The sequence below is a fragment of the Croceibacterium aestuarii genome, assembly GCF_030657335.1.
Lineage (GTDB): Bacteria > Pseudomonadota > Alphaproteobacteria > Sphingomonadales > Sphingomonadaceae > Croceibacterium_B > Croceibacterium_B aestuarii.
In genome coordinates this window covers 881,378-901,559 of record NZ_CP131039.1, presented here as the reverse complement: position 1 = coordinate 901,559, position 20,182 = coordinate 881,378, and the positions used below count along the sequence as shown (strand labels likewise).

The window sequence follows — 20,182 nt, the reverse complement described above, 5'->3', positions numbered from 1 at the left end:
CTGCATCGTCAGGAAATGGCAACCGAATCTGAACGGACAGAGCTGGCCTGCCGGTCGGCTCGCTAGTGTCGGCGCAGCACCGCGAGAAAGGCATCGCCATAGGCCTCGAGCTTCTTGGCCCCTACGCCCGAGACCGCGCCCAGTTCGGCTAGGCTTGCCGGGCGCACCGCCGCCATCTCGCGCAGCGTTGCGTCGTGGAAGATGACGTAGGGCGGCACCTGCGCCTCGGCGGCGAGCTTGCGGCGCAGTTCGCGCAGCGCCTCGAACAGCGGGTCCCCCACCGGGTTGGCGGCCTGATTGCGGGCTCGCCGGCTCCCCCGTTCGGGCTTTTGCGGGCGGACGATCGAGAGCGTCCGGTCGCCCTTGAGGATCGCGCGTGCATCGCCTCCCAGCATGAGCCCGCCGTGCTCGGTCGCGACCAGGCTGCCGCGCGCCTGCAGCGCCCGGCTGACCGGCTGCAGCAGCCGCGCCTCGTCCTCGCCGACGATGCCGAACACGCTCAAGCGGTCGTGCCCGCGCTGCACGACCCGCTCGTCGTCGGCCCCGGTGAGCACTTTCTGGACGTGACCGAAGCCGAAGCTCTGTCCGGTGCGGTAGACCGCGCTGAGCAGCTTGCGGGCGATCTCGGTGGCGTCGATGACCTCGGGCGCTTCGAGGCAGTTGTCGCAGTTGCCGCAGGTTCCGGGCGGGTTCTCGCCGAAGTGGCGCAGCAGGATCGCGCGGCGACACCCGGGGGTTTCGACCAGCGCCGCCAGCGCATCGAGCCGGGCGCGCTCGCCCTGCTGGCGGGTCTCGTCCACCTCGCCGAGACGCTGGCGGGCCTGGGCGAAATCTCCCGCAGCCCAGAACATCACCGCCTGCGCCGGATCGCCGTCGCGACCGGCGCGGCCGGTCTCCTGGTAATAGGCCTCGATCGACTTGGGGATCCCGGCGTGGGCGACGAAGCGCACGTCGGGCTTGTCGATGCCCATGCCGAAAGCGATCGTTGCGACGATCACCGTGTCCTCGCTGGCCACGAAGGCCGCCTGGTTGCCGGCGCGCTCCTGCGGGTCGAGCCCGGCATGGTACGGCAGCACCGTGCGCCCGGTCGCCGCCGCCAGTTGCTCGGCAAGTTTCTCGACCTTGGCCCGGGTCGGGGCGTAGACGATGCCCGGCCCCGGCTCGCTGCGCATCAGGTTCGCCAACTGGCTCGCCAGCGACTGCCGCGGGCGAATCGCGTAGCGGATGTTGGGCCGGTCGAACCCGGCGACGATCAGCCCCTCGGCCGGGATGCCGAGCTGCTCGAGCACGTCGGCTCTGGTGCGGTGATCGGCGGTCGCGGTCAGCGCCAGCCGCGGCACCTCGGGAAAGGAATCGAGCAGCGGACGCAGCTGGCGGTAGTCGGGGCGGAAATCGTGGCCCCATTCGGAAACGCAATGCGCCTCGTCGATGGCGAACAGGCACAAAGGCGCGGACGACAGCAGATCGCGGAAAGCCGGCTGGCTGGCCCGCTCGGGCGCGATGTAGAGCAGATCGAGCTTGCCGGCGCGAAAGGCGTCCTGCGTCTCGCGCCAGTCGGCGTCGGCGCTGGTCAAGGTCGCCGCGGCGATGCCGTTGGCGCGCGCCGCACGCAGCTGGTCGTGCATCAGCGCGATGAGCGGGGAGATCACCACGCAGGTGCCCGGCAGGATCGTTGCCGGCAGCTGGTAGGTCAGCGACTTGCCCGCTCCCGTAGGCATGATCGCCAGCGTCGGTTTGCCCGCCAGGACGCGCCCGACGACGTCGTCCTGGACCCCGCGAAAGTGCTCGAAGCCGAAGACGGCGCGCAGGGCATCCCTTGCCCGGTCAAGACTTTCGACGCTGTCGGCCATGCGAAATCCTGTGCCAGATCCGCAGCTTGGACGGAACCGGTGACTGGCCGCATTTTGGACGTTTTCTACCGCCGCCGTGTCCGCTAAGCCTGCCCGCCCCGGCACGGCGCACCGTGCCCCTGTATTCGAGAGGTCCCACGATCATGAGAAAGTTCGCGATTTCCGCCTTTGCCTCCGCCGCCGTTCTTGCCCTCGCCGCCTGCGGCAGCGCCGACGACGCCTCCGAGGACGCGATGGCCGACAATGTCGAGATGCCCGCCGACGAGGCGATGAGCGAAGCGCCCGCGCCGGTCGCGGAAGAGAGCGCCCCGGTTGAGGACGCCAGCAGCGGCGTCGACGATTCGACCGCCGCCGCGGGCGAAGCCGCGCAGTCGGCTGCCGACGCCGCCGCGGCCGCCGCAGCCGACGCGACTTCGGCTACGAACTAGGCGAGTGACGATGCCGGGCTGGCGGGGCGGGCGCCCTGTCAGCCCGGGTCGCGCCGCGATCGAGCATGAAAGTCCTCGCTGCCCCCGTCCTTCTCCTCCTCGCTCTCGCGGCATGCGGGCCGCGCGATAACGATCCGGGTCCAGGCGGCGTGAGTGTCGGCGAAGCCAAGGCGCTCGACGAGGCGGCGGAGATGCTCGAGCAGCAGCGCGTCGAGCCCAAGGACATCCCCGGGGCCATCGCGAGCCCCTCGCCGCAACCCACCGGCTGACTGGGCCGCGGCGAATTGCCGGGATATCGGCGACGTGCTAGACGTTTCAACTGAAACCATGGCCACGATCGTCGAACCTGACAGCGACTTTAGCGCAATACCCCGGGTACCCGAGGGCGTCTTCACCGCGCCCCTGCGGCGCCCGGCGCACATCGGCGAGGATTGGCTCGAACCGAAGCAGCGCGCATACACTTCCGACGACGATGCGATCTGGAACGAGCTGTTCGCGCGGCAGATGGACATCCTCCCGGGCCGCGCCTGCAGCTCGTTCATGGCCGGCTTGCAGAAGCTGCACCTCAACCGCGGCGGCGTCCCGGATTTCGGCGATCTGTCCGAGGACCTCGGCAAGCTGACCGGGTGGAGCGTGGTCCCCGTGCCCATGCTGATCCCCGACCACGTGTTCTTCTGGCATCTCGCCAACCGCCGCTTCCCGGCGGGCAATTTCATCCGCACCCGCGAGACCTTCGACTACATTCAGGAACCCGACGTCTTCCACGACGTGTTCGGCCACGTCCCGCTGCTCACCGACCCGGTGTTCGCCGATTACATGCAGGAATACGGCAAGGCCGGGTGGAAGGCGATGCGCTACAACCGGCTCAAGGCCCTCGGCGCGTTATACTGGTACACGGTCGAATTCGGTTTGATGCAGGAGGGCGACGAGCTGCGCATCTACGGCGCCGGCATCCTCTCGGGTCCGCGCGAGGCGATTTTCGCGCTCGAAGCGCGCTCGCCCAACCGGATCATGCTCAACGTCGACCGGGTAATGCGCACCGATTACGTGATCAGCGACCTGCAGCCGACATACTTCGTCATCGAGAGTTTCGAGGATCTCTACCGCCAGACCGTCGAACGCGATTTCGATCGGCTTTATCGCAACCTGCATCCTGGCTTCACCTATGCCAACGCGGCGGTGATCGACGTCGACGACGTGCTCCACCGCGGCACGCAGGAGTACCACCTGCGCGGCGGCCGCGGGTCGGACGCGGATCCGGTCTAGCCCGGACCGAAAAAGGCGACCCCGGATCGCTCCGGGGCCGCCTTCGCGTACGTGTTTGATGAGCCTTAGTTGACGGCGGTGGTGTCGTCCTCGGCCGCTTCTTCCATCGCGTCGGCCTTGTTTTCCGCCGCTTCGGTCATGGCATCGGCCTGATCGTCGGTGATCTGGCCGGCGTCTTCCATCGCTTCGGCCTGGTCGTTCACCACTTCGGCCTGCTGTTCGCCGGCATCTTCGGCGGCGTTCTCCTGCGCACTGTCACACGCCGAGAGGCCGAGGCCGAGAGCGGCGACGGCCGCGAGCGCAATAAACTTCTTCATTCGTATTCCCCTTGGTTTCAGGACCGGAGCACCCGGCCCTTGCGAGCAGTATTATGCCTTTGGCCCCGCGCGTCCACGCGCGAAATTCGGACCAAGCACGTTCAGTAAGGCGACGACTACCGTCGCACCCACCAGCGTCAACAACACCGCAGCTATGCCGTAGGTTCCAGCAAGAAGATTGCCGGCACCCAAAAACGGGGCAATCAGCAAGCCCGCCGCGAGGGCCCCGGCGAGACCCGCAACGAGTTGAATCGCAATTCCTCGAAAACCTTCGATGCGCCCGATGACGGCGGCCAGCCAACCGATGGCCAGCCCCGCAACGATGATGAACGGTAGTCCCATGGCGGTTCAGGCACGTCTCCTTGCCAGGAACCAATCGCCCGCCGTTCCTATCGTTCCGCGTAGTGGGCGATCCTAGCGGAGGCCGAGCCAGGCAATGGCCGCCAGGCCGACAGCGATGCGATACCATGCGAAGGGCGCAAATCCGTTGCGACTGACATAGGCGACGAAGGCGCGGATCACGACCAGCGCAACCACGAAGCTGACCGCGAAACCGATCGCAATTTCGCCCCAGCCGACCGGCATGCTGCCGTTGGTAAGACGGTCGCCCTTTTCGAACAGCTCGAGCGCGGTCGCTCCCACCATCGTGGGCACCGCCAGGAAGAACGAGAATTCTGCGGCGGTCTTGCGGTTCACGCCGAGCGCCAGCGCGCCCATGATCGTGGCGCCCGAACGGCTGACTCCCGGGATCAGCGCCAGGCACTGCGCGAATCCGATCCCGACGACCTGGCGCAGCGGCATGTCGGCGACGCCGTGCTCGCCCTGTGGATCGACAAGTTTCTCGATGCCGAGGATCGCGATGCCGCCAAGCAGCAGCGTCCAGCCGACCAGCATCGGGCTGCCGAGCATGACGTCGATATAGTTCTTCAGCGCCAGGCCGAGGACCGCGCTGGGCAGGAATGCGAGCAGGATGTTTCGCGCGAACATCAGGCCCGGGCGTTTGAGCCGCAGCACGCCCATGCCGGCGCTCCAGAATGTCGGCCAATACTGGTAGACCACGGCAAGGATCGCGCCGAGCTGGATGACGACGTTGAACATCGTCCACTCGTCGGCATCGTAACCGAACAGTTCGGTCGCCAGGATCAAGTGGCCCGTGGAAGAGACCGGAACGAATTCGGTCAGGCCCTCGACGATTCCGAGCAGGATTGCAGTGAGGGTCAGTCCCATGGGCCGGCGGTCATGGCGCGGCAGGCTGACAAGTCAAGCTCGCCCCGCCTGCCGCGGCAGATTTTCACCAGATGTGGACGCGTTCTTCGGGCGGCAGGTAGAGATCGTCCGAAGGCGTAACGTTGAACGCCTTGTACCAGGCATCCTGATTGCGCACGGCCCCGTTGGTGCGGAACTCCTCGGGGCTGTGTGGATCGGTCAGCAACCGCTGGCGGCCGAGGGCCTCGCGCTGCATCGAGCGCCACACTTGCGCCCAGGAAATGAAAAAGCGCTGATCGCCGGTAAGACCGTCGATCACGGGCGCTTCCTTGCCGCCGAGCGACATCTTGTAAGCCCGGTAGGCGAGGCTGAGCCCCCCGATGTCGCCGATATTCTCGCCCAGTGTCAGGCGGCCGTTCACGCATGTCTTGCCGTCGTCGTAGGGACAGTACTTGCCGTACTGGTTCGCCAGCTTGTCGCCCAGCTGCGTGAACTTGGCGAGGTCGGACGGTTGCCACCAATTGCGCAGCGTGCCGGTGGCGTCGGACTTGGATCCCTGATCGTCGAAGCCGTGGCCCATCTCGTGGCCGATTACCGCGCCGATCCCGCCGTAATTGACTGCCGGGTCGGCATTGGGGCCGAAGAACGGCTGCTGCAGGATGGCGGCGGGGAAGACGATCTCATTGAAGACCGGGTTGTAGTAGGCGTTCACCGTTTGCGGAAGCATGCCCCATTCCGTCTTGTCGACAGGCTTGCCCAGCTTCGATCGGTTGTCCTGGATATTCCACGCGATGGCGCGAATGCGATTGCCCAGAGCGTCGTCGGGCCGGATTGCAAGACCCTCGTAGGTCTCGAACTCGTCGGGATAGCCGACCTTGGGCGTGAACGCGTCGAGCTTGGCGATCGCTTCCTTCTTGGTCGCCTCGCTCATCCAATCGTTGCTTTCCAGGCTCGTCGCCAGCGCCTTGCGCAGGTTGGCGACAAGCTCGTCCATCGCCTGCTTGCTTTCGGGCGGGAAGTATTTCGCGACGTACAGCTGGCCGAGTTGCTCGCCGAGTTCGCCCTCCGTTGCCGCGATTGCGCGCTTCCAGCGGGGCCGCTTCTCCGGCTGCCCGCTCAGCAGCTTGCCGTAAAAGGCGAAGTTCGCGTCGTCGATCTCGGTCGGCAGAACCGGCGCATTGTTCGACAGGAACCTCGCCGCCATGAAGGCCTTGAGCGTCGGCAAAGGGGTCTTGGTGAGCAGCTTCATCATCGCCGGAGTTCCGCCGCCGATGCCGGCGAGGAATTCGGGCGTGAGGCCGAATTCCTCGACTTCTTCGGGCGTCGGGGGAATCTGCGGTACGAGGAACTGGGGCTGATCGCCAAATTGCGCGGATGCCAGCAGCCGCTCGGTCGGGAATTGCGGCGCCAGCGCCGCCAGGTCCGCCTTTGTCAGCTTGTTGTAGGTAACGTTGTCGTCGCGCAGCGAAGCGCGCGCCCATTCGAGCTCGGCAACCTGATGCTCGAACGCATAGACGGATTCGGCCGCAGCCGCGGGGTCCTGATATCCCGCCTTGCCGAGCAGGAACGCCAGGTAATCCTTGTAGGCGGCTTGAATCTTCCGGTTTCGCTCGTTGTCGACAAGGTAGTAATCGCGGTCGGGCAAACCCATCCCGTCGAACCCGACCGAAACGATGTAGCTGTTCGGATCCTTGGGATCGACGGTTACACCGGGCGAAACCACGGACGGAAAGCCCGCTTGCGGAAACAGCTCGACAAGCGCGGCAAGATCGGGCGCCTGGTAGATCTTCTCTAGATACGGCATCGCCGGAGCCATTCCGGCCGCGTCGATGGCATCGGTCTTCAGATAGGCGTTATAGGCGTCGACAATGCGGCGCTCGGCCGTGCCCGGTGCCGGGTCGCTCTTGGCTAGGTCGGCGACCAGCTTCTCGACGTCCGCGGTCGACTTCTCGCTGAGCATGGTGAAGGCGCCGTAGCGCGAGTACTCGGCGGGGATCGGGTTGTTCTTGAGCCACTTCGCGTTGACGTAGGCGAAAAAGTCATCGCCGGGATCGACCGACGGATCGAGCGCCGAGGGGTCGACGCCCCAGGTGCCGAACGACATCTGCGGCGGCGGTGTCCGCTCGGCCTGGTCCTGCGCGGCGGAAGGCACCGCCAGTGCGAGCGCGGCAGCGGAAACGGTCAGTTTGAAAATCGTGCGGATCATGAAAGCCCCTGCATTCGCGAGTTCGACGGAATTCTAAATGTTGTGGCCGCAACGACGGAACCGCGCGCGACGCCCAGTTTCATTTGATACTTGACCGATTAATGCAGGCTGAGCTTGTGCGGTCAAGCTCGCTCAGGCCGCGACGTCATCGAATTGCAGCGAGGCGAGGCGCGCATAGAGACCGCCGGCAGCCTGCAGTTCGGTGTGCGTGCCCTGTTCGACGATCCGTCCATTCTCCATCACCACGATCCGGTCGGCGGCCCGCACGGTCGCAAGGCGGTGGGCGATGACCAGCGTCGTGCGATCGGTCATCAGCCGCTCGAGCGCCTGCTGCACCAGTCGCTCGCTTTCGGCATCGAGTGCGCTGGTGGCTTCGTCGAGCAGGAGGATGGGCGCATCGCGCAGCACCGCGCGGGCGATGGCGACGCGCTGCCGCTGGCCGCCCGACAGGCGCGCGCCGCCTTCGCCAAGAAAGGTATCGAGACCTTGCGGCAGCGCCTTGAGGAAATCCTCGGCATTGGCGGCGCGGGCGGCATCCCAGATCGCCTCCTCGCTCGCCTCCCAGGCGCCGTAGCGCAGGTTGTCGCGCGCGCTCGCCGCGAACAGCGTGCCTTCTTGCGGCACCAGCGCAAAACGGCGGCGGACGTCTGCGGGATCCGCGCTCGTCAGCGGCACCCCGTCGACCCGTATCGTGCCGAGCTGGGGATCGTAGAACCGCTCGGCAAGCTGGAAGATGGTCGATTTGCCCGCGCCGGAGGGGCCGACCACGGCAACCGTCTCGCCCGGCTCGATAGTGAGCGTGAAGTCCGCAACCGCCGCCACTTCGGGCCGCGTCGGATAGCGGAAGGTGACGTGATCGAAGGCCAGGCTGCCGCGCGGCGGTTCGGGCAAGGCCTGCGGGCGGGCCGGCGCGGCAATCTCGGGTTTGACCTTGAGCAGCTCGTTGAGCCGGCTCGCCGCGCCCGCGCCGCGCAGCAGGTCGCCATAGACCTCGGTCAGCGAGCCGAACGCGCCCGCGACGAGCATGCCGGTGAGCACGAAGGCGGCGATCGTTCCCCCCGACAGGGTACCCTCGACCACCTGGATCGCGCCGCGCCACATCAGTATCGTGATGGCGCCGAAGACAAAGGCGATAACCGTGACGGTCATCAGCGAGCGCAGGATGATGCGCCGCCGGGCCGTGCCGAAAGTGCTTTCGACCGCGGCCGCGAAACGCGCCTGTTCGCGCCCTTCCTGATTGAAGCCCTGAACGATCTTCATCGCCCCGAGCACCTCCGAAGTCATCGCCCCGACGTCGGCGATCCGATCCTGGCTTTCGCGCGAAACCGAACGCACACGGCGCCCGAAGATAGCCATCAGCGGGATCACCACGACGACCACGGCGACGAGCGCACCGGTCATCAGCGGCGAGAGATACAGCAGGTACGCCGTTCCGCCGAGCACCGTGATCACATTGCGCAGCGCGACTGACACGGTCGTGCCGACCACCTGATCGATTTGCGCCGTGTCGGCGGTCATGCGCGAGGAAATCTCGCTGGGCGAGTTTTCCTCGAAGAAACCGGGCGACTGGCGCAAGAGGTTGCGCTGAACCGCCAGCCGAATGTCGGCGACGACCCGCTCGCCCAGAGTCGAGACGAAATAGAACCTGCTGCCCGTTCCCACCGCCAGGACCATGACGATCATCAACAGGTAGCGGAACCAGCGACCGATTTCCGCCGGATCACTGCCGGCGGCAAAGCCGCGGTCGATGATCAGGCGAAAGCCCGAGGGAATAGCCAGCGTCGCCGCGGCAGTGACGACGAGCGAGACGAGGGCAAGCGCAACGTGCCGCGGATATCGTGCGGCGGCCTTGCCGATCATGGTCAGCGGGCCGAGATTATCGGCGGGCTCGACGTCTGGACGCTGGGGGCGGCGGGCCATGGCGGCGCGCCTAGCCGATTGCGGCGCTAGATTGAAGCGGAATGACGGCTCCTGCTCAGACGATCGGAAATGCCGCATTGCAACATGAGGTGTTTGGTTGCAGTGTGAAATGCAAATTTCCCGCCAAACGGTAAGACCGGCGGCGAACCGAGGAACGTGATCTTGCTCTACAACGCTTATGAAATGCAGCGAACTTTGCTGGCCGGTGCGAGCAACTGGGCCGCGATCAGCGCCAAGGTGCTCAACAATCCGGCCCTGCCCATGGGCTATTTCGGCATGGGACCGATCGTCGCCAGCGCGCTCGAGGTCTTCGCCCACCTCTATGAAGAGCGCGGCAAGCCGGACTTCGGCATCGATGCCGTGGAAATCGAGGGCAAGCGCCGCACGGTCAGCGAAAAGGTCGTGCTGGAGAAGCCTTTCGGCAACCTGCGTCATTTCCGCCGCGCCGGCTTGCCCGCGAATGCGCCCAAACTGCTGATCGTTGCGCCGATGAGCGGGCATTATGCCACGCTGCTGCGCGGAACCGTCAAGCGGATGATCGAAAAGCACGAGGTCTGGGTCACCGACTGGGCCGACGCCAAGATGGTTCCTCTGTCGGAGGGCCATTTCGATCTCGACGACTACATCGATTACCTGATCGAGTTTCTCCGATTCACCGGCGAGGGCACACATGTGCTGGCGGTGTGCCAGCCCTCGGTCCCGGCCTTCGCGGCGACCGCGATCATGGCTGCCGACAACGACCCCTGCCGTCCCGCGACGCTGACGATGATGGGGGGACCGATCGATACCCGCGCCAGCCCGACGAGCGTCAACAACCTGGCGATGGAAAAGCCGCTGTCGTGGTTCAAGGCCAACGTCATCGCGACCGTGCCACTCAACTATCCCGGCGCAGGGCGGAAGGTCTATCCGGGCTTTCTCCAGCTTGCCGGATTCCTCTCGATGAACATCGAGACTCACATGATGAGCCACTACGAGATGTTCAAACACCTCACGGTGGGCGAGACCGAGGAAGCGGCCTCGACCAAGCGGTTCTACGACGAGTACCTCTCGGTCTGCGACATGACCGCGGAATTCTACCTCGAGACAATCGAAGAGGTGTTCCAGAGCCATTCCCTCCCGCGCGGCAAGTTCGTCCACCGCGGGAAGCCGATCGACCCCGACGCGATTCGCGACACGGCGTTGCTGGCGATCGAGGGCGAGAACGACGACATTTCAGGCGTCGGCCAGACCCGCGCCGCGCTCGACCTCGCCGAGCACCTGCCGCTGGCGAAGAAGAAGTACCACCTCGCCCGCGACGTCGGGCACTACGGGATCTTCAACGGCAGCAAGTGGCGCAACCGAATCGCCCCCGTGGTCGAGGAATGGATTGCCAGCAACGGCCGCGAGCCAGGCGGACCGTAGTCACCGCGATATGCCGCAAACGCCCTCCGGGTCAGCGGGGCTCAGGCGGCGACAGCTCCGCTGTTCTCAGGACGACGGAAGCGGGCCTTGTCCGGTTCGCGCGTGGTTCGGCGGACATAGCTCCACAGGCCGCATTGCAGCCCGATCAGCATGTAGCAGAACGGCTGGAAGGCGATGCCGACAAACAGCGATCCGACCATGTAGACGATTTGCGCCTGTTGCAGCCCCGTTGCCAGTCCGCGCTGCCAGCTGTCCTTGCCGTCCTCGCCGCGGCGGAACATCCAGCGAATTCGCTCCATGTGCCAGACGCCGAGCAACTGCAGCAAGAGCCACAGTCCGAAGCCGAACCAGCCCTGCTCGCCGATCATCTCGAAGTAGGATGAGTGGTAGGCACGGCCCTTGTCGGTCACCTGATCGTAAACCACGCGCACGTTTGTGCCTTCGCCCTCGCGCTTGGCCGTGTAGTAGGTGAAGCTGTTCTGCCGATAGGCATCGAAGCCGCCCCCCCACGGGTTCTTCTTCACGTAGTCGAGCGTCCACTCCCACACCTGCACGCGCGTCGAGGCACTCTCGTCGCCCTGGGTGTTGGTCAGTGTTTGCATCCGCTCGAGGTAGCTCTGCGGGAGGAAGGGGATCGCCGCCACCAGTGCCAGCGCGCCGCCCCCGGCGAGCAAGAATTTGTGCTTGGCGGTCCGCAGCATCAGAATTCCGAGCACCGCGGCACAGACCAGCCCGGTCCGTGCGGCCGTCCCGACGGGGATCAGCAGGCAGGACAGGATCAATCCCGCGACGAAAGCCCAGACCCGCCAATCGGGCTTGAATATCGTGCCGTGCCGCGCCAGCCACAGCGCCAGGGGAATGGTCGCGACGGCTGCCGTTGACAGGATCGAACCTTCGTAGAGCCCGGCATTTTCGCGCACGAGCAACGACAGCGTGCCGTAGCCGCCCCCGCCAAGCACGGTTTTTATGCCGCCGTTGATGACGATCGTGCCTATCGACAGCACCATGATCAGTGCGGCGGCCTCCAGCCGCAGTTTCGTGCGCAGCGTCAGCGGCAGGAAGGCGGCGAAGACGAGGGCTTTCCACACCCACTCCCACTTCACCTTCGCCTCGACCGGGAAGTCGGCATGGAGCGTGGTGAAGAAGCAATAGACGAGCAGGGCGACGATCAGGCCCTGTCGCAAAGTGAACCGGCTGCCTTTCTTGCTGTCGAACAGCAGCCAGCCGCCGAAGCAGGCGACGAAGGCGATCAGCGACAGCGGAATCGCCTGGATGATCGTCCAGCCGACTTTCTGCGGCGCGACCACGTCGATGTAGATGTACACCAGCACCCATAGGAACGGGCGCTTGATGCCGAGCGCGAGGAAAGCGCCGACGAAAGCGAGGAGGAACAGATCGAGCATCCTACTCTGCGGCGTCCCCGGCCGTTCGATGCCAGGGCTTGCGCGCAGCGGGCCTCCGGTCCTCCTGATCGAGGTCGTCGCGCGACAACAGTCGCACGAGCGCGACCATCATCAGGCCGTGCGTCAACACTAGTGTGGCGAGGTCGATCAAGGCGCATCCCCGAAGCGAGCGGAGCGATTTCCGGACACTCCTGCCGCCGCCTTACCCGCGCCGGGTTGACGCGCCGTTAAGCTTGTCGTGGCACAGCGGCGGCGATGACCCGGGTCCTCCACGTCCTCGACCATTCGCTGCCGCTGCATAGCGGCTACACCTTCCGCACACGTGCTATCCTCCGCGCGCAGCAGGCGACAGGGATTGAGGTCCGCGGCGTGACCGGCCTGCGCCACGGCGCCGAAGGCCCTGCGACGGAGGAGATCGACGGCCTGACCTTTCACCGCACGCCGGGCGCCGCGAGCGGACCGGCGGGGCTACGCGAATGGCGCGAAATCGGCGCGCTGGCCCGCGCGATCGAGGCGGTGGCCGCCGAATGGCGGCCCGATGTGCTCCACGCCCATTCGCCGGCCTTGTGCGGCTTGGCAGCGGCCCGGGCGGCGCGAGCCCTGGACCTGCCACTGGTCTATGAAATCCGCGCCTTCTGGGAGGACGCGGCAGTCGGCAACGGCGCGTCGCGCGAGGGCTCGCTCAGGTACCGCCTGACCCGCGAGCTCGAAAACCGCGCCATCGCCGCCGCCGCCGCGGTGGTGACGATCTGCCAGGGTCTGCGGTGCGATCTCGTCGCGCGCGGGGTCGCACCCGAGAAGATCTCAGTGATGCCCAACGGCGTCGACCTGACACTGTTCGGCGCCGCGCCGCGCCGTGACGAGGCGCTCGCACGCAAACTTGCAATCGGCGAAGGGCCGGTGATCGGGTTTATCGGCAGCTTTTACGACTACGAAGGACTCGACGACCTCATCGACGCCATGCCGGACCTCCTGCGGGTTCACCCCGGGGCGCGCCTGCTGCTGGTTGGCGGCGGCCCGATGGAAGCCGCGCTCAAGGCGCGCAGCGAGGCCTCGCCCGTCGCCCACGCGATCCGCTTTGCCGGGCGCGTCCCGCACACCGAGGTCGAAGGCTACTATTCGCTGTGCGACATCATGGCCTATCCCCGCAAGCGCAGCAGGTTGACGGATCTCGTCACGCCTCTCAAGCCGCTCGAAGCGATGGCCCAAGGGCGCATCGTCGCCGCTTCCGATGTCGGAGGGCACCGCGAATTGATTGCCGACGGCGTAACCGGCGTGCTGTTTCCGGCCGACGATCCCGCGGCCTGTGCCGTCCGACTCGCCGCGCTGTTCGATGCCAGGGAAGGCTGGGATGCCATGCGGCAGGCCGGCCACGCCCACGTCGCGGCGCATCACGATTGGGCCCGCAATATTCGTCATTATCAAGACGTTTACCAAGGCTTGCTAGGGCCGGATCGAGAGGGCCGCCCACAGGTTGCGGCATGATGCCCGCCGACGCTGACAGGAAGTATTTGTGGCCACGATGTCCGCCGACATGAACCGAATGAACACCGATACCGCGAAAGCGCCCATCAGTTCGCATCCTGCGTTCCCGGCAATCGTTGCGCTGTGGTTCGCCGCGTTGCTCGGCCTTGGCACCCTGATCCTCCCTGTTGGTCTTCTCGAGCGTCTCAGCGGCGTGACGGGGATCGCGGCGCTTATGCCTTCGGCCGCACCGCCGCTCGGCTTCACCGCGCGTGCCATGCTGGCGCTCGCCGCGGGGGTCGCCGGCGGGGTCATGGGTCTGCTGCTGGCAAGGAGAGTGGCGCTGACCCACGCGCACCGGCCACGCGACCGCGTGGCCGACACCAAGCCGGCGCGGCGACCGATCTCGGCTCACGACGAACTCGGCGAGGAGGGCCTCGCAGCGCTGGACGAGGGCTTCGGCAAGGCGCGCCCGCGCGCCGCCGCGCCCCAGAAGCGCCGTGCCCTGGCGTTCGCCGAAGAGAGCGCGAAGAGCGAATTCCTCGATGCAGTGCCGCTGCCCGGCGAGGACGCAGAGTATGAGGAGGCCGGCGATGCTTTGGACGCAGATGCACTCGATCTCGGCGACTTTGCCGGACCCGGCGATGACACCGACGGCCAGGAGATTGCCATGACCGACTTTACCCCGCCAGTCCTGCCCGAGGATAGCGTCGATGAGGAGAACGTGGCGTTCGCTAGCGAAGGCGAACGTCAGGAATTCCGGCTGGTGAGCACTATCGCTGCCCCCGAACTCGAACAGCTCGATCCGCATGAGGATCTGGAAGAAGAGTCCCAACAAGACACGCCCGCGGCAGAGGCGCTGCCGTTCGCCGCGCCATCGCTGCGGCGCAAGATGGCGGCTCTCGAGGTGCCGAACGAAGAGGAAGATCAGTTGGACGACGAATTGCCCGATTTCTCGCTGCCGCGCCTGCACGGGGAGTCCGCGCCGGCGGACCCTGCCTCCATGCCCCAGGTCCATGAGGCGGCGCCGGTCTTGTCGGTCGTCGAGCCGTCCGATGAAGCGCTTGACGTGCAGGCCGACGACCGGCCACTCGGCGATCTGGGCCTGGTCCAGCTCGCCGCTCGTCTGGGCGCATCGCTCGAACGGCGGCGTGCGCAAAGGGCCGTACAGGCGCATCCCGCTCCCGCGGCCCGGCCTATTTTTTCCGATGCGATCGAAGACTTCGATGCCGCCGCCGCGGAAGAGGCTGCCCGCGCCCGAGCCGACTTCTTTGGCGGACAGCACAGCGCCGATGGCGCGGCGTCGACCGAGTCCGCATTCGCACCCGCCGCCGAATCGGAACCGGCTGCCGACCCCCAGGCCTTCGCCGCGCCGGAGCCTGAGCCTGAGCCTGAGCCTGAGCCTGAGACAATGTTCAGCTACGACTATGACGAACAGGAAGAAGACGACGAGGACCTTGCCGCGTCGTTCTCGCTCCCTCTCCGGAAGAAGCCGAGCGCATCAGCCCAGCCTTTCGATGCGCTCGATTTCGACGAGCCCGAATCCGAGGACGACGAAGACTCGGAAGAAGAATACAGTTCGCTCCTCGCGATGAAGAACCCGTTCCAGCGCCAGCAGGCGGAATTCGTCCGCATCGATGAGCCGGAGCCGGAGGAAGACGACTTCGAAGCGGCTGTGACCTTTCCCGCAGCCAAGCAGAGCGCCGAGGTGGTCGAAGCTCCGTCCGACGACGCCCCGCGGCCCTTCGATCCCCCTGCGGGCAACAGCGCCAAGGATGCACCGCGCAACCACGGCGATGCCGAGCGCGAACTGCGCGCCGCGCTCGAAACCCTCCAGCGGATGAGCGGAGCTGCCTAAACTCGGCCGGCGGCGATAAGCCGCGATCGGCGACCACAACGTTTCGAAGGCCCGTTCCGCACGCCGGAGCGGGCCTTCGCGCTTGCAAAAACAGCTTCGTGTCGCCAAGGGAGAACTTCGCGACATTTTCGGTAGCAGCCGGTATGAGAGAATCGGCCTTCGTTGCGGCGCAAGCCGCCTCGAGGCTCGCTACCTTGACTAAAGAACAGGAATACGAGTTTGATGGAGTTTCCCGCGCCCCAGGGCCTCTACGATCCGCGCAACGAACATGACTCCTGCGGTGTGGGCTTCGTGGCCCATATCAAGGGAACCAAATCGCACGCGATCGTCAGCCAGGCGCTGGAGATCCTTGCCAACCTCGATCACCGCGGCGCGGTGGGCGCCGATCCGCTGCTCGGTGACGGCGCCGGCATCCTCATGCAGATCCCCGATCCGCTCTATCGCAAATGGGCGGAGAGCGAGGGCCTGACCCTGCCGCCGGCGGGCGAATACGCCGTTGCGATGTGCTTCTTGCCGCAGGAAGACGCAGCGCGCGAATTCATCTGCGGGCAGTTCGAGAAGTTCATCGCCAAGGAAGGCCAGCGTCTGATCGGCTGGCGCGACGTGCCGACCACACAGGACGGCCTGGGCAAGGCGGTGCTCGCCTCTATGCCGATGATCCGGCAATGCTTCATCGGCCGCGGCGAGAGTTGCGAGGACCAGGACGCCTTCGAGCGCAAGCTGATCGTCATCCGCAAGCAGACCCAGAACCCGCTCAAGGAGCTGGCCAGGAAGAAGGGCATGCCGGAGATCGAAAAGCTCTACATGCCGAGCTTCTCGAGCCGCACCGTCGTTTACAAGGGCCTGTTGCTGGCGACCCAGGTCGGAAGCTTCTACGACGATCTGCGCGATCCCGACTGCGTCTCGGCGCTCGGACTCGTGCACCAGCGCTTTTCGACCAACACCTTCCCCAGCTGGCGGCTGGCGCAACCGTTCCGGCTGATTGCGCACAACGGCGAGATCAACACCGTGCGCGGCAACGTCAACTGGATGAACGCCCGCCGCCGGACGATGGAGTCCGAACTTCTCGGTCCGGACCTCGACAAGTTGTGGCCGATCGTCCCGCACGGACAATCCGACACCGCCTGCCTCGACAACGCGCTCGAGCTGCTCCTGCTAGGCGGCTATTCGCTCGCCCACGCGATGATGATGCTCATTCCGGAAGCCTGGGCGCGCAACCCACTGATGGATCCGGCACGCAAGGCGTTCTACGAATACCATGCCGCGCTGATGGAACCATGGGACGGCCCCGCGGCGGTCGCTTTTACGGACGGACGGCAGATCGCCGCGACGCTCGACCGCAACGGCCTGCGGCCCGCGCGCTTCTGCGTCACACGCGACGACCTGTGCATCCTTGCCTCCGAAAGCGGAGTGCTGCCGGTGCGCGAGGCCGATATCGTGCGCAAGTGGCGCCTGCAGCCGGGCCGCATGCTTCTGATCGACCTCGAGGAAGGCCGGATCGTAGAGGACGAGGAGCTCAAGGCCGAGCTGGCCAATGCCGAGCCTTATGCCAAGTGGCTCGCCCAGGCGCAGTACAAGCTGGGCGACCTCGAGGCGATCGAGACCGATTACGAAGCTGTTCGCGAACACGGCGTCAGCCTGCTCGATAGGCAACAGGCCTTCGGCTACACACAGGAGGATCTGACCAAGTTCCTCGAGCCGATGGCCCAGAACGGCGACGACCCGCTCGGCTCCATGGGAACCGATACGCCGCTTGCCGTGCTGTCGGAGCGCAGCCGGCTGCTCTACGACTATTTCAAGCAGAACTTCGCCCAGGTCACCAACCCGCCGATCGATCCGATCCGCGAGGAGCTGGTGATGAGCCTGCTTTCGATGATCGGGCCGCGGCCTAACCTCCTCGGCCACGACGCCGGCACCCACAAGCGGCTCGAGGTCGAGCAGCCGATCCTGACCAACACGGACATGGAGAAGATCCGTTCGGTCGAGAGTTCGCTCGACGGGGCCTTCCGCACCGAAACGATCGACATGACCTGGGATGCCGCCAGCGGAGCTGACGGCCTCGAAATGGCGATCAAGGAAATGTGCTGGGCGGCGACCGAGGCGGTCTTGCAGGATCGGAACATCCTGATCCTGTCCGACCGCGCGCAAGGTCCCGACCGCATCCCGATGCCGGCTCTGCTGGCGACAGCGGCCGTGCACCACCATCTGGTCCGCCAGGGCCTGCGCATGCAGACTGGCCTTGTCGTCGAGACCGGCGAGGCGCGCGAGGTGCATCATTTCTGCGTTCTCGCGGGCTACGGGGCGGAAGCGATCAACCCATACCTCGCTTTCGAGACGATCGAGCACCTGCGGGCCGAGAAATTCCCGCAGCTCGACGCCAAAACGGTCGCCAAGAACTACATCAAGGCGGTCGGCAAGGGCATCCAGAAGGTCATGTCCAAGATGGGCATCTCGACCTACCAGTCCTACTGCGGCGCGCAGATTTTCGACGCAGTCGGCCTGTCGAGCGAATTCGTCGAGAAGTACTTCACCGGTACCGCGACGACCATCGAGGGCGCCGGACTGCAGGAAATCGCCGAGGAAACCGTGCGCCGCCATGCCGCGGCGTTCGGCGACAACCCGATCTACGAGCATATGCTCGACGTCGGCGGAATCTACCAGTACCGCCTGCGCGGCGAAGACCACGCCTGGACCCCGACCAGTGTCGCCAGCCTGCAGCACGCGGTGCGCGGCAACAACTTCAAGAATTACGAAGAATTCGCGAAGTCCCTCAACGAGCAGGCGGAACATCTGCTGACGATCCGCGGGCTGATGGAGCTGAAGAAGGCCGACGCGCCGCTCGACATCTCCGAGGTCGAATCCGCCGAAGAAATCGTCAAGCGCTTCAGCACCGGAGCAATGAGCTTCGGCTCGATCAGCCGCGAGGCGCACACCACGCTGGCGATCGCCATGAACCGCATCGGCGGACGCTCGAACACCGGCGAGGGCGGCGAAGAGCCCGACCGGTTCCTACCGATGGCCAATGGCGATTCGATGCGCAGCCGGATCAAGCAGGTTGCCTCGGGGCGCTTTGGCGTGACCACCGAGTACCTGGTCAACTCGGACGACATCCAGATCAAGATGGCGCAGGGCGCGAAGCCCGGCGAAGGCGGCCAGCTGCCCGGCCACAAGGTCGACAAGGTGATCGGAAAGGTGCGCCATTCGACGCCGGGCGTGGGCTTGATCAGCCCCCCGCCGCACCACGACATCTATTCGATCGAAGACCTCGCGCAGCTCATCCACGACCTCAAGAACGTCAATCCAGTCGCGCGCATCTCGGTCAAGCTGGTCTCGGAAGTCGGGGTCGGTACGGTCGCCGCGGGCGTTTCCAAGGCGCGCGCGGACCACGTGACCATTTCGGGGTATGAAGGCGGCACCGGGGCCAGCCCGCTGACCAGCCTGACCCATGCCGGATCGCCGTGGGAAATCGGCCTCGCCGAAACCCAGCAGACCTTGCTGCTCAACGATCTGCGCAGCCGCATCGCGGTGCAGGTCGATGGCGGCCTGCGCACCGGGCGCGACGTCGCCATCGGTGCGCTGCTCGGCGCCGACGAGTTCGGCTTTGCCACTGCCCCGCTGATCGCGGCGGGCTGCATCATGATGCGCAAGTGCCACCTCAATACTTGCCCGGTCGGCGTGGCCACGCAGAACCCCGAGCTGCGCAAGCGCTTCACCGGCCAGCCCGAGCACGTCATCAACTACTTCTTTTTCGTCGCCGAGGAACTGCGGCAGATCATGGCCGAGATGGGCTTCCGCAGCGTGGAGGAGATGATCGGTCGGGTCGATCGCATCGACACCCGGCGGGCGATCAAGCAGTGGAAGGCGCGCGGGGTCGACCTGTCGCGGATCCTCGCCCAGATCGAAGTCCCCGCCGGCAAGGCGCTGTTCCACACCGAGGAACAGGACCATGGCCTTGCCGCGGCGCTCGACAACGACCTCATCGCCGCGGCTGGGCCGGCAATCGAGAACGGCGAGCCGCTGGTGCTCGAACGCGAGATTCGTAACGTCAACCGTACCGTCGGCGCGATGCTTTCGGGCGAGATCGCGAAGAAGTACGGCCACGCGGGTCTCAAGCCCGATACTCTGCGCATCAACTTCACCGGCGTCGCCGGGCAGAGCTTCGGCGCCTGGCTCGCCCACGGCGTCACGCTCGACCTGACCGGCGATGCCAACGACTACGTCGGCAAGGGCCTGTCGGGCGGCCGCATCGTCGTGCGACAGCCGGCCGGCGTCGACCGCGAGGCGACCGACAACATCATCGTCGGCAACACGGTGCTTTACGGCGCGATTTCCGGCGAGGCTTTCCTCGGCGGCGTCGCCGGCGAGCGCTTCGCGGTGCGCAACTCGGGGGCCGTCGCGGTGGTCGAGGGCACCGGCGACCACGGCTGCGAATACATGACCGGCGGGGTCGTATGCGTGCTCGGCAAGACCGGGCGCAACTTCGCTGCGGGCATGAGCGGCGGCGTCGCCTACGTCTACGACGAGGACGGCCAGTTCAGCCAGTTGTGCAACCTCGCACAGGTCGACCTGGAGACCATTTCGCCAGAACCTGACGAAGACGAAGGCACCGGCCGCCCGCAACAGCGCAGTCGCAGCGTCGAGGACATGGGCATGGGCGACATGCTCCGCCACGACGCGGAACGCCTGCGCATCCTGATCGAGCGGCACAAGCTGCACACCGGCTCGAAACGCGCCGCCGCCCTGCTCAATGACTGGGAGAATACCCTGACGAAGTTCGTGAAGGTGATGCCGCGCGACTATGCCCGCGCATTGAAGCAACTCGAGGCCGAGCGCGAAGAAGCCGCTTCGGTTGCGGCGGAGTAG

The 20,182-nt window shown here is 65.9% G+C and carries 15 protein-coding genes; 7 read left to right on the top strand and 8 right to left on the bottom strand.

Annotated features, from left to right (window positions below; translation table 11 throughout):
- Nucleotides 1-62: 62 nt before the first annotated feature.
- Complete coding sequence (gene recQ / locus Q7I88_RS04305) at nt 63-1,850, bottom strand: DNA helicase RecQ (RefSeq protein WP_305097805.1); 1,788 nt, start codon at nt 1,848-1,850, stop codon at nt 63-65.
- Between the two features lie 143 nt (nt 1,851-1,993).
- Between recQ and Q7I88_RS04300 the strand changes: the two genes are divergently transcribed.
- The 3 genes from Q7I88_RS04300 (at nt 1,994) to phhA (ending at nt 3,544) form a co-directional block, all read left to right on the top strand.
- On the top strand, nt 1,994-2,278 hold the full coding sequence (locus Q7I88_RS04300; protein WP_305097804.1) for a hypothetical protein: 285 nt from the start codon (nt 1,994-1,996) through the stop codon (nt 2,276-2,278).
- Nucleotides 2,279-2,343: 65 nt separating this feature from the next.
- Nucleotides 2,344-2,547, top strand: coding sequence for a hypothetical protein (locus Q7I88_RS04295; protein WP_305097803.1), 204 nt, complete (start codon nt 2,344-2,346; stop codon nt 2,545-2,547).
- A gap of 58 nt (nt 2,548-2,605) precedes the next feature.
- Entirely contained in the window at nt 2,606-3,544 is a 939-nt protein-coding gene (phhA, locus tag Q7I88_RS04290) for a phenylalanine 4-monooxygenase (RefSeq protein ID WP_305097802.1), read from the top strand.
- Between the two features lie 65 nt (nt 3,545-3,609).
- Here the strand turns inward: phhA and Q7I88_RS04285 are convergent, their stop codons facing one another.
- The 5 genes from Q7I88_RS04285 to Q7I88_RS04265 form a co-directional block, all read right to left on the bottom strand.
- On the bottom strand, nt 3,610-3,861 hold the full coding sequence (locus Q7I88_RS04285; protein WP_305097801.1) for a hypothetical protein: 252 nt from the start codon (nt 3,859-3,861) through the stop codon (nt 3,610-3,612).
- A 51-nt stretch (nt 3,862-3,912) separates the two neighbouring features.
- Nucleotides 3,913-4,203: a GlsB/YeaQ/YmgE family stress response membrane protein gene (locus Q7I88_RS04280; RefSeq protein ID WP_305097800.1), complete on the bottom strand. Its 291-nt coding sequence runs from the start codon at nt 4,201-4,203 to the stop codon at nt 3,913-3,915.
- A 72-nt stretch (nt 4,204-4,275) separates the two neighbouring features.
- Nucleotides 4,276-5,088 (bottom strand): undecaprenyl-diphosphate phosphatase, encoded by an 813-nt coding sequence (locus Q7I88_RS04275; protein ID WP_305097799.1) that lies wholly within the window; start codon nt 5,086-5,088, stop codon nt 4,276-4,278.
- Between the two features lie 64 nt (nt 5,089-5,152).
- On the bottom strand, nt 5,153-7,273 hold the full coding sequence (locus Q7I88_RS04270) for a M13 family metallopeptidase (RefSeq protein WP_305097798.1): 2,121 nt from the start codon (nt 7,271-7,273) through the stop codon (nt 5,153-5,155).
- Between the two features lie 132 nt (nt 7,274-7,405).
- Nucleotides 7,406-9,193, bottom strand: coding sequence for an ABC transporter transmembrane domain-containing protein (locus Q7I88_RS04265; RefSeq protein WP_305097797.1), 1,788 nt, complete (start codon nt 9,191-9,193; stop codon nt 7,406-7,408).
- Nucleotides 9,194-9,355: 162 nt separating this feature from the next.
- Between Q7I88_RS04265 and Q7I88_RS04260 the strand changes: the two genes are divergently transcribed.
- Nucleotides 9,356-10,594, top strand: coding sequence for a polyhydroxyalkanoate depolymerase (locus Q7I88_RS04260; protein WP_305098554.1), 1,239 nt, complete (start codon nt 9,356-9,358; stop codon nt 10,592-10,594).
- 41 nt (nt 10,595-10,635) lie between these two features.
- On the opposite strand, the gene Q7I88_RS04255 is transcribed toward Q7I88_RS04260, so the two are convergent.
- Together Q7I88_RS04255 and Q7I88_RS04250 are read right to left on the bottom strand one after the other, a co-directional pair.
- Nucleotides 10,636-11,997 carry a putative O-glycosylation ligase, exosortase A system-associated gene (locus Q7I88_RS04255; protein ID WP_305097796.1) on the bottom strand — a complete coding sequence of 454 codons (1,362 nt, stop codon included), beginning with the start codon at nt 11,995-11,997 and terminating at the stop codon, nt 10,636-10,638.
- 1 nt (nt 11,998) lies between these two features.
- Nucleotides 11,999-12,148, bottom strand: coding sequence for a hypothetical protein (locus Q7I88_RS04250; RefSeq protein ID WP_305097795.1), 150 nt, complete (start codon nt 12,146-12,148; stop codon nt 11,999-12,001).
- 104 nt (nt 12,149-12,252) lie between these two features.
- On the opposite strand from Q7I88_RS04250, the gene Q7I88_RS04245 reads away from it, so the two are divergent.
- From Q7I88_RS04245 to gltB, 3 genes are all read left to right on the top strand, one after another.
- A complete protein-coding gene (locus tag Q7I88_RS04245) occupies nt 12,253-13,482 on the top strand; it encodes a TIGR04063 family PEP-CTERM/XrtA system glycosyltransferase (protein WP_305097794.1) in 1,230 nt (409 codons plus the stop codon).
- A 28-nt stretch (nt 13,483-13,510) separates the two neighbouring features.
- Nucleotides 13,511-15,319 (top strand): hypothetical protein, encoded by a 1,809-nt coding sequence (locus tag Q7I88_RS04240; protein ID WP_305097793.1) that lies wholly within the window; start codon nt 13,511-13,513, stop codon nt 15,317-15,319.
- A 222-nt stretch (nt 15,320-15,541) separates the two neighbouring features.
- Entirely contained in the window at nt 15,542-20,182 is a 4,641-nt protein-coding gene (gltB, locus tag Q7I88_RS04235; RefSeq protein ID WP_305097792.1) for a glutamate synthase large subunit, read from the top strand.

Excerpts from the sequence above, each read along its gene's own strand:
- Q7I88_RS04270 (WP_305097798.1), bottom strand. The coding sequence starts at position 7,273 with ATGATCCGCACGATTTTCAAACTGACCGTTTCCGCTGCCGCGCTCGCA.
- Q7I88_RS04280 (WP_305097800.1), bottom strand. The coding sequence starts at position 4,203 with ATGGGACTACCGTTCATCATCGTTGCGGGGCTGGCCATCGGTTGGCTG.
- Q7I88_RS04300 (WP_305097804.1), top strand. The coding sequence starts at position 1,994 with ATGAGAAAGTTCGCGATTTCCGCCTTTGCCTCCGCCGCCGTTCTTGCC.
- gltB (WP_305097792.1), top strand. The coding sequence starts at position 15,542 with ATGGAGTTTCCCGCGCCCCAGGGCCTCTACGATCCGCGCAACGAACAT.
- Q7I88_RS04265 (WP_305097797.1), bottom strand. The coding sequence starts at position 9,193 with ATGGCCCGCCGCCCCCAGCGTCCAGACGTCGAGCCCGCCGATAATCTC.
- Q7I88_RS04285 (WP_305097801.1), bottom strand. The coding sequence starts at position 3,861 with ATGAAGAAGTTTATTGCGCTCGCGGCCGTCGCCGCTCTCGGCCTCGGC.
- Q7I88_RS04255 (WP_305097796.1), bottom strand. The coding sequence starts at position 11,997 with ATGCTCGATCTGTTCCTCCTCGCTTTCGTCGGCGCTTTCCTCGCGCTC.
- phhA (WP_305097802.1), top strand. The coding sequence starts at position 2,606 with ATGGCCACGATCGTCGAACCTGACAGCGACTTTAGCGCAATACCCCGG.
- recQ (WP_305097805.1), bottom strand. The coding sequence starts at position 1,850 with ATGGCCGACAGCGTCGAAAGTCTTGACCGGGCAAGGGATGCCCTGCGC.
- Q7I88_RS04275 (WP_305097799.1), bottom strand. The coding sequence starts at position 5,088 with ATGGGACTGACCCTCACTGCAATCCTGCTCGGAATCGTCGAGGGCCTG.
- Q7I88_RS04295 (WP_305097803.1), top strand. The coding sequence starts at position 2,344 with ATGAAAGTCCTCGCTGCCCCCGTCCTTCTCCTCCTCGCTCTCGCGGCA.
- Q7I88_RS04245 (WP_305097794.1), top strand. The coding sequence starts at position 12,253 with ATGACCCGGGTCCTCCACGTCCTCGACCATTCGCTGCCGCTGCATAGC.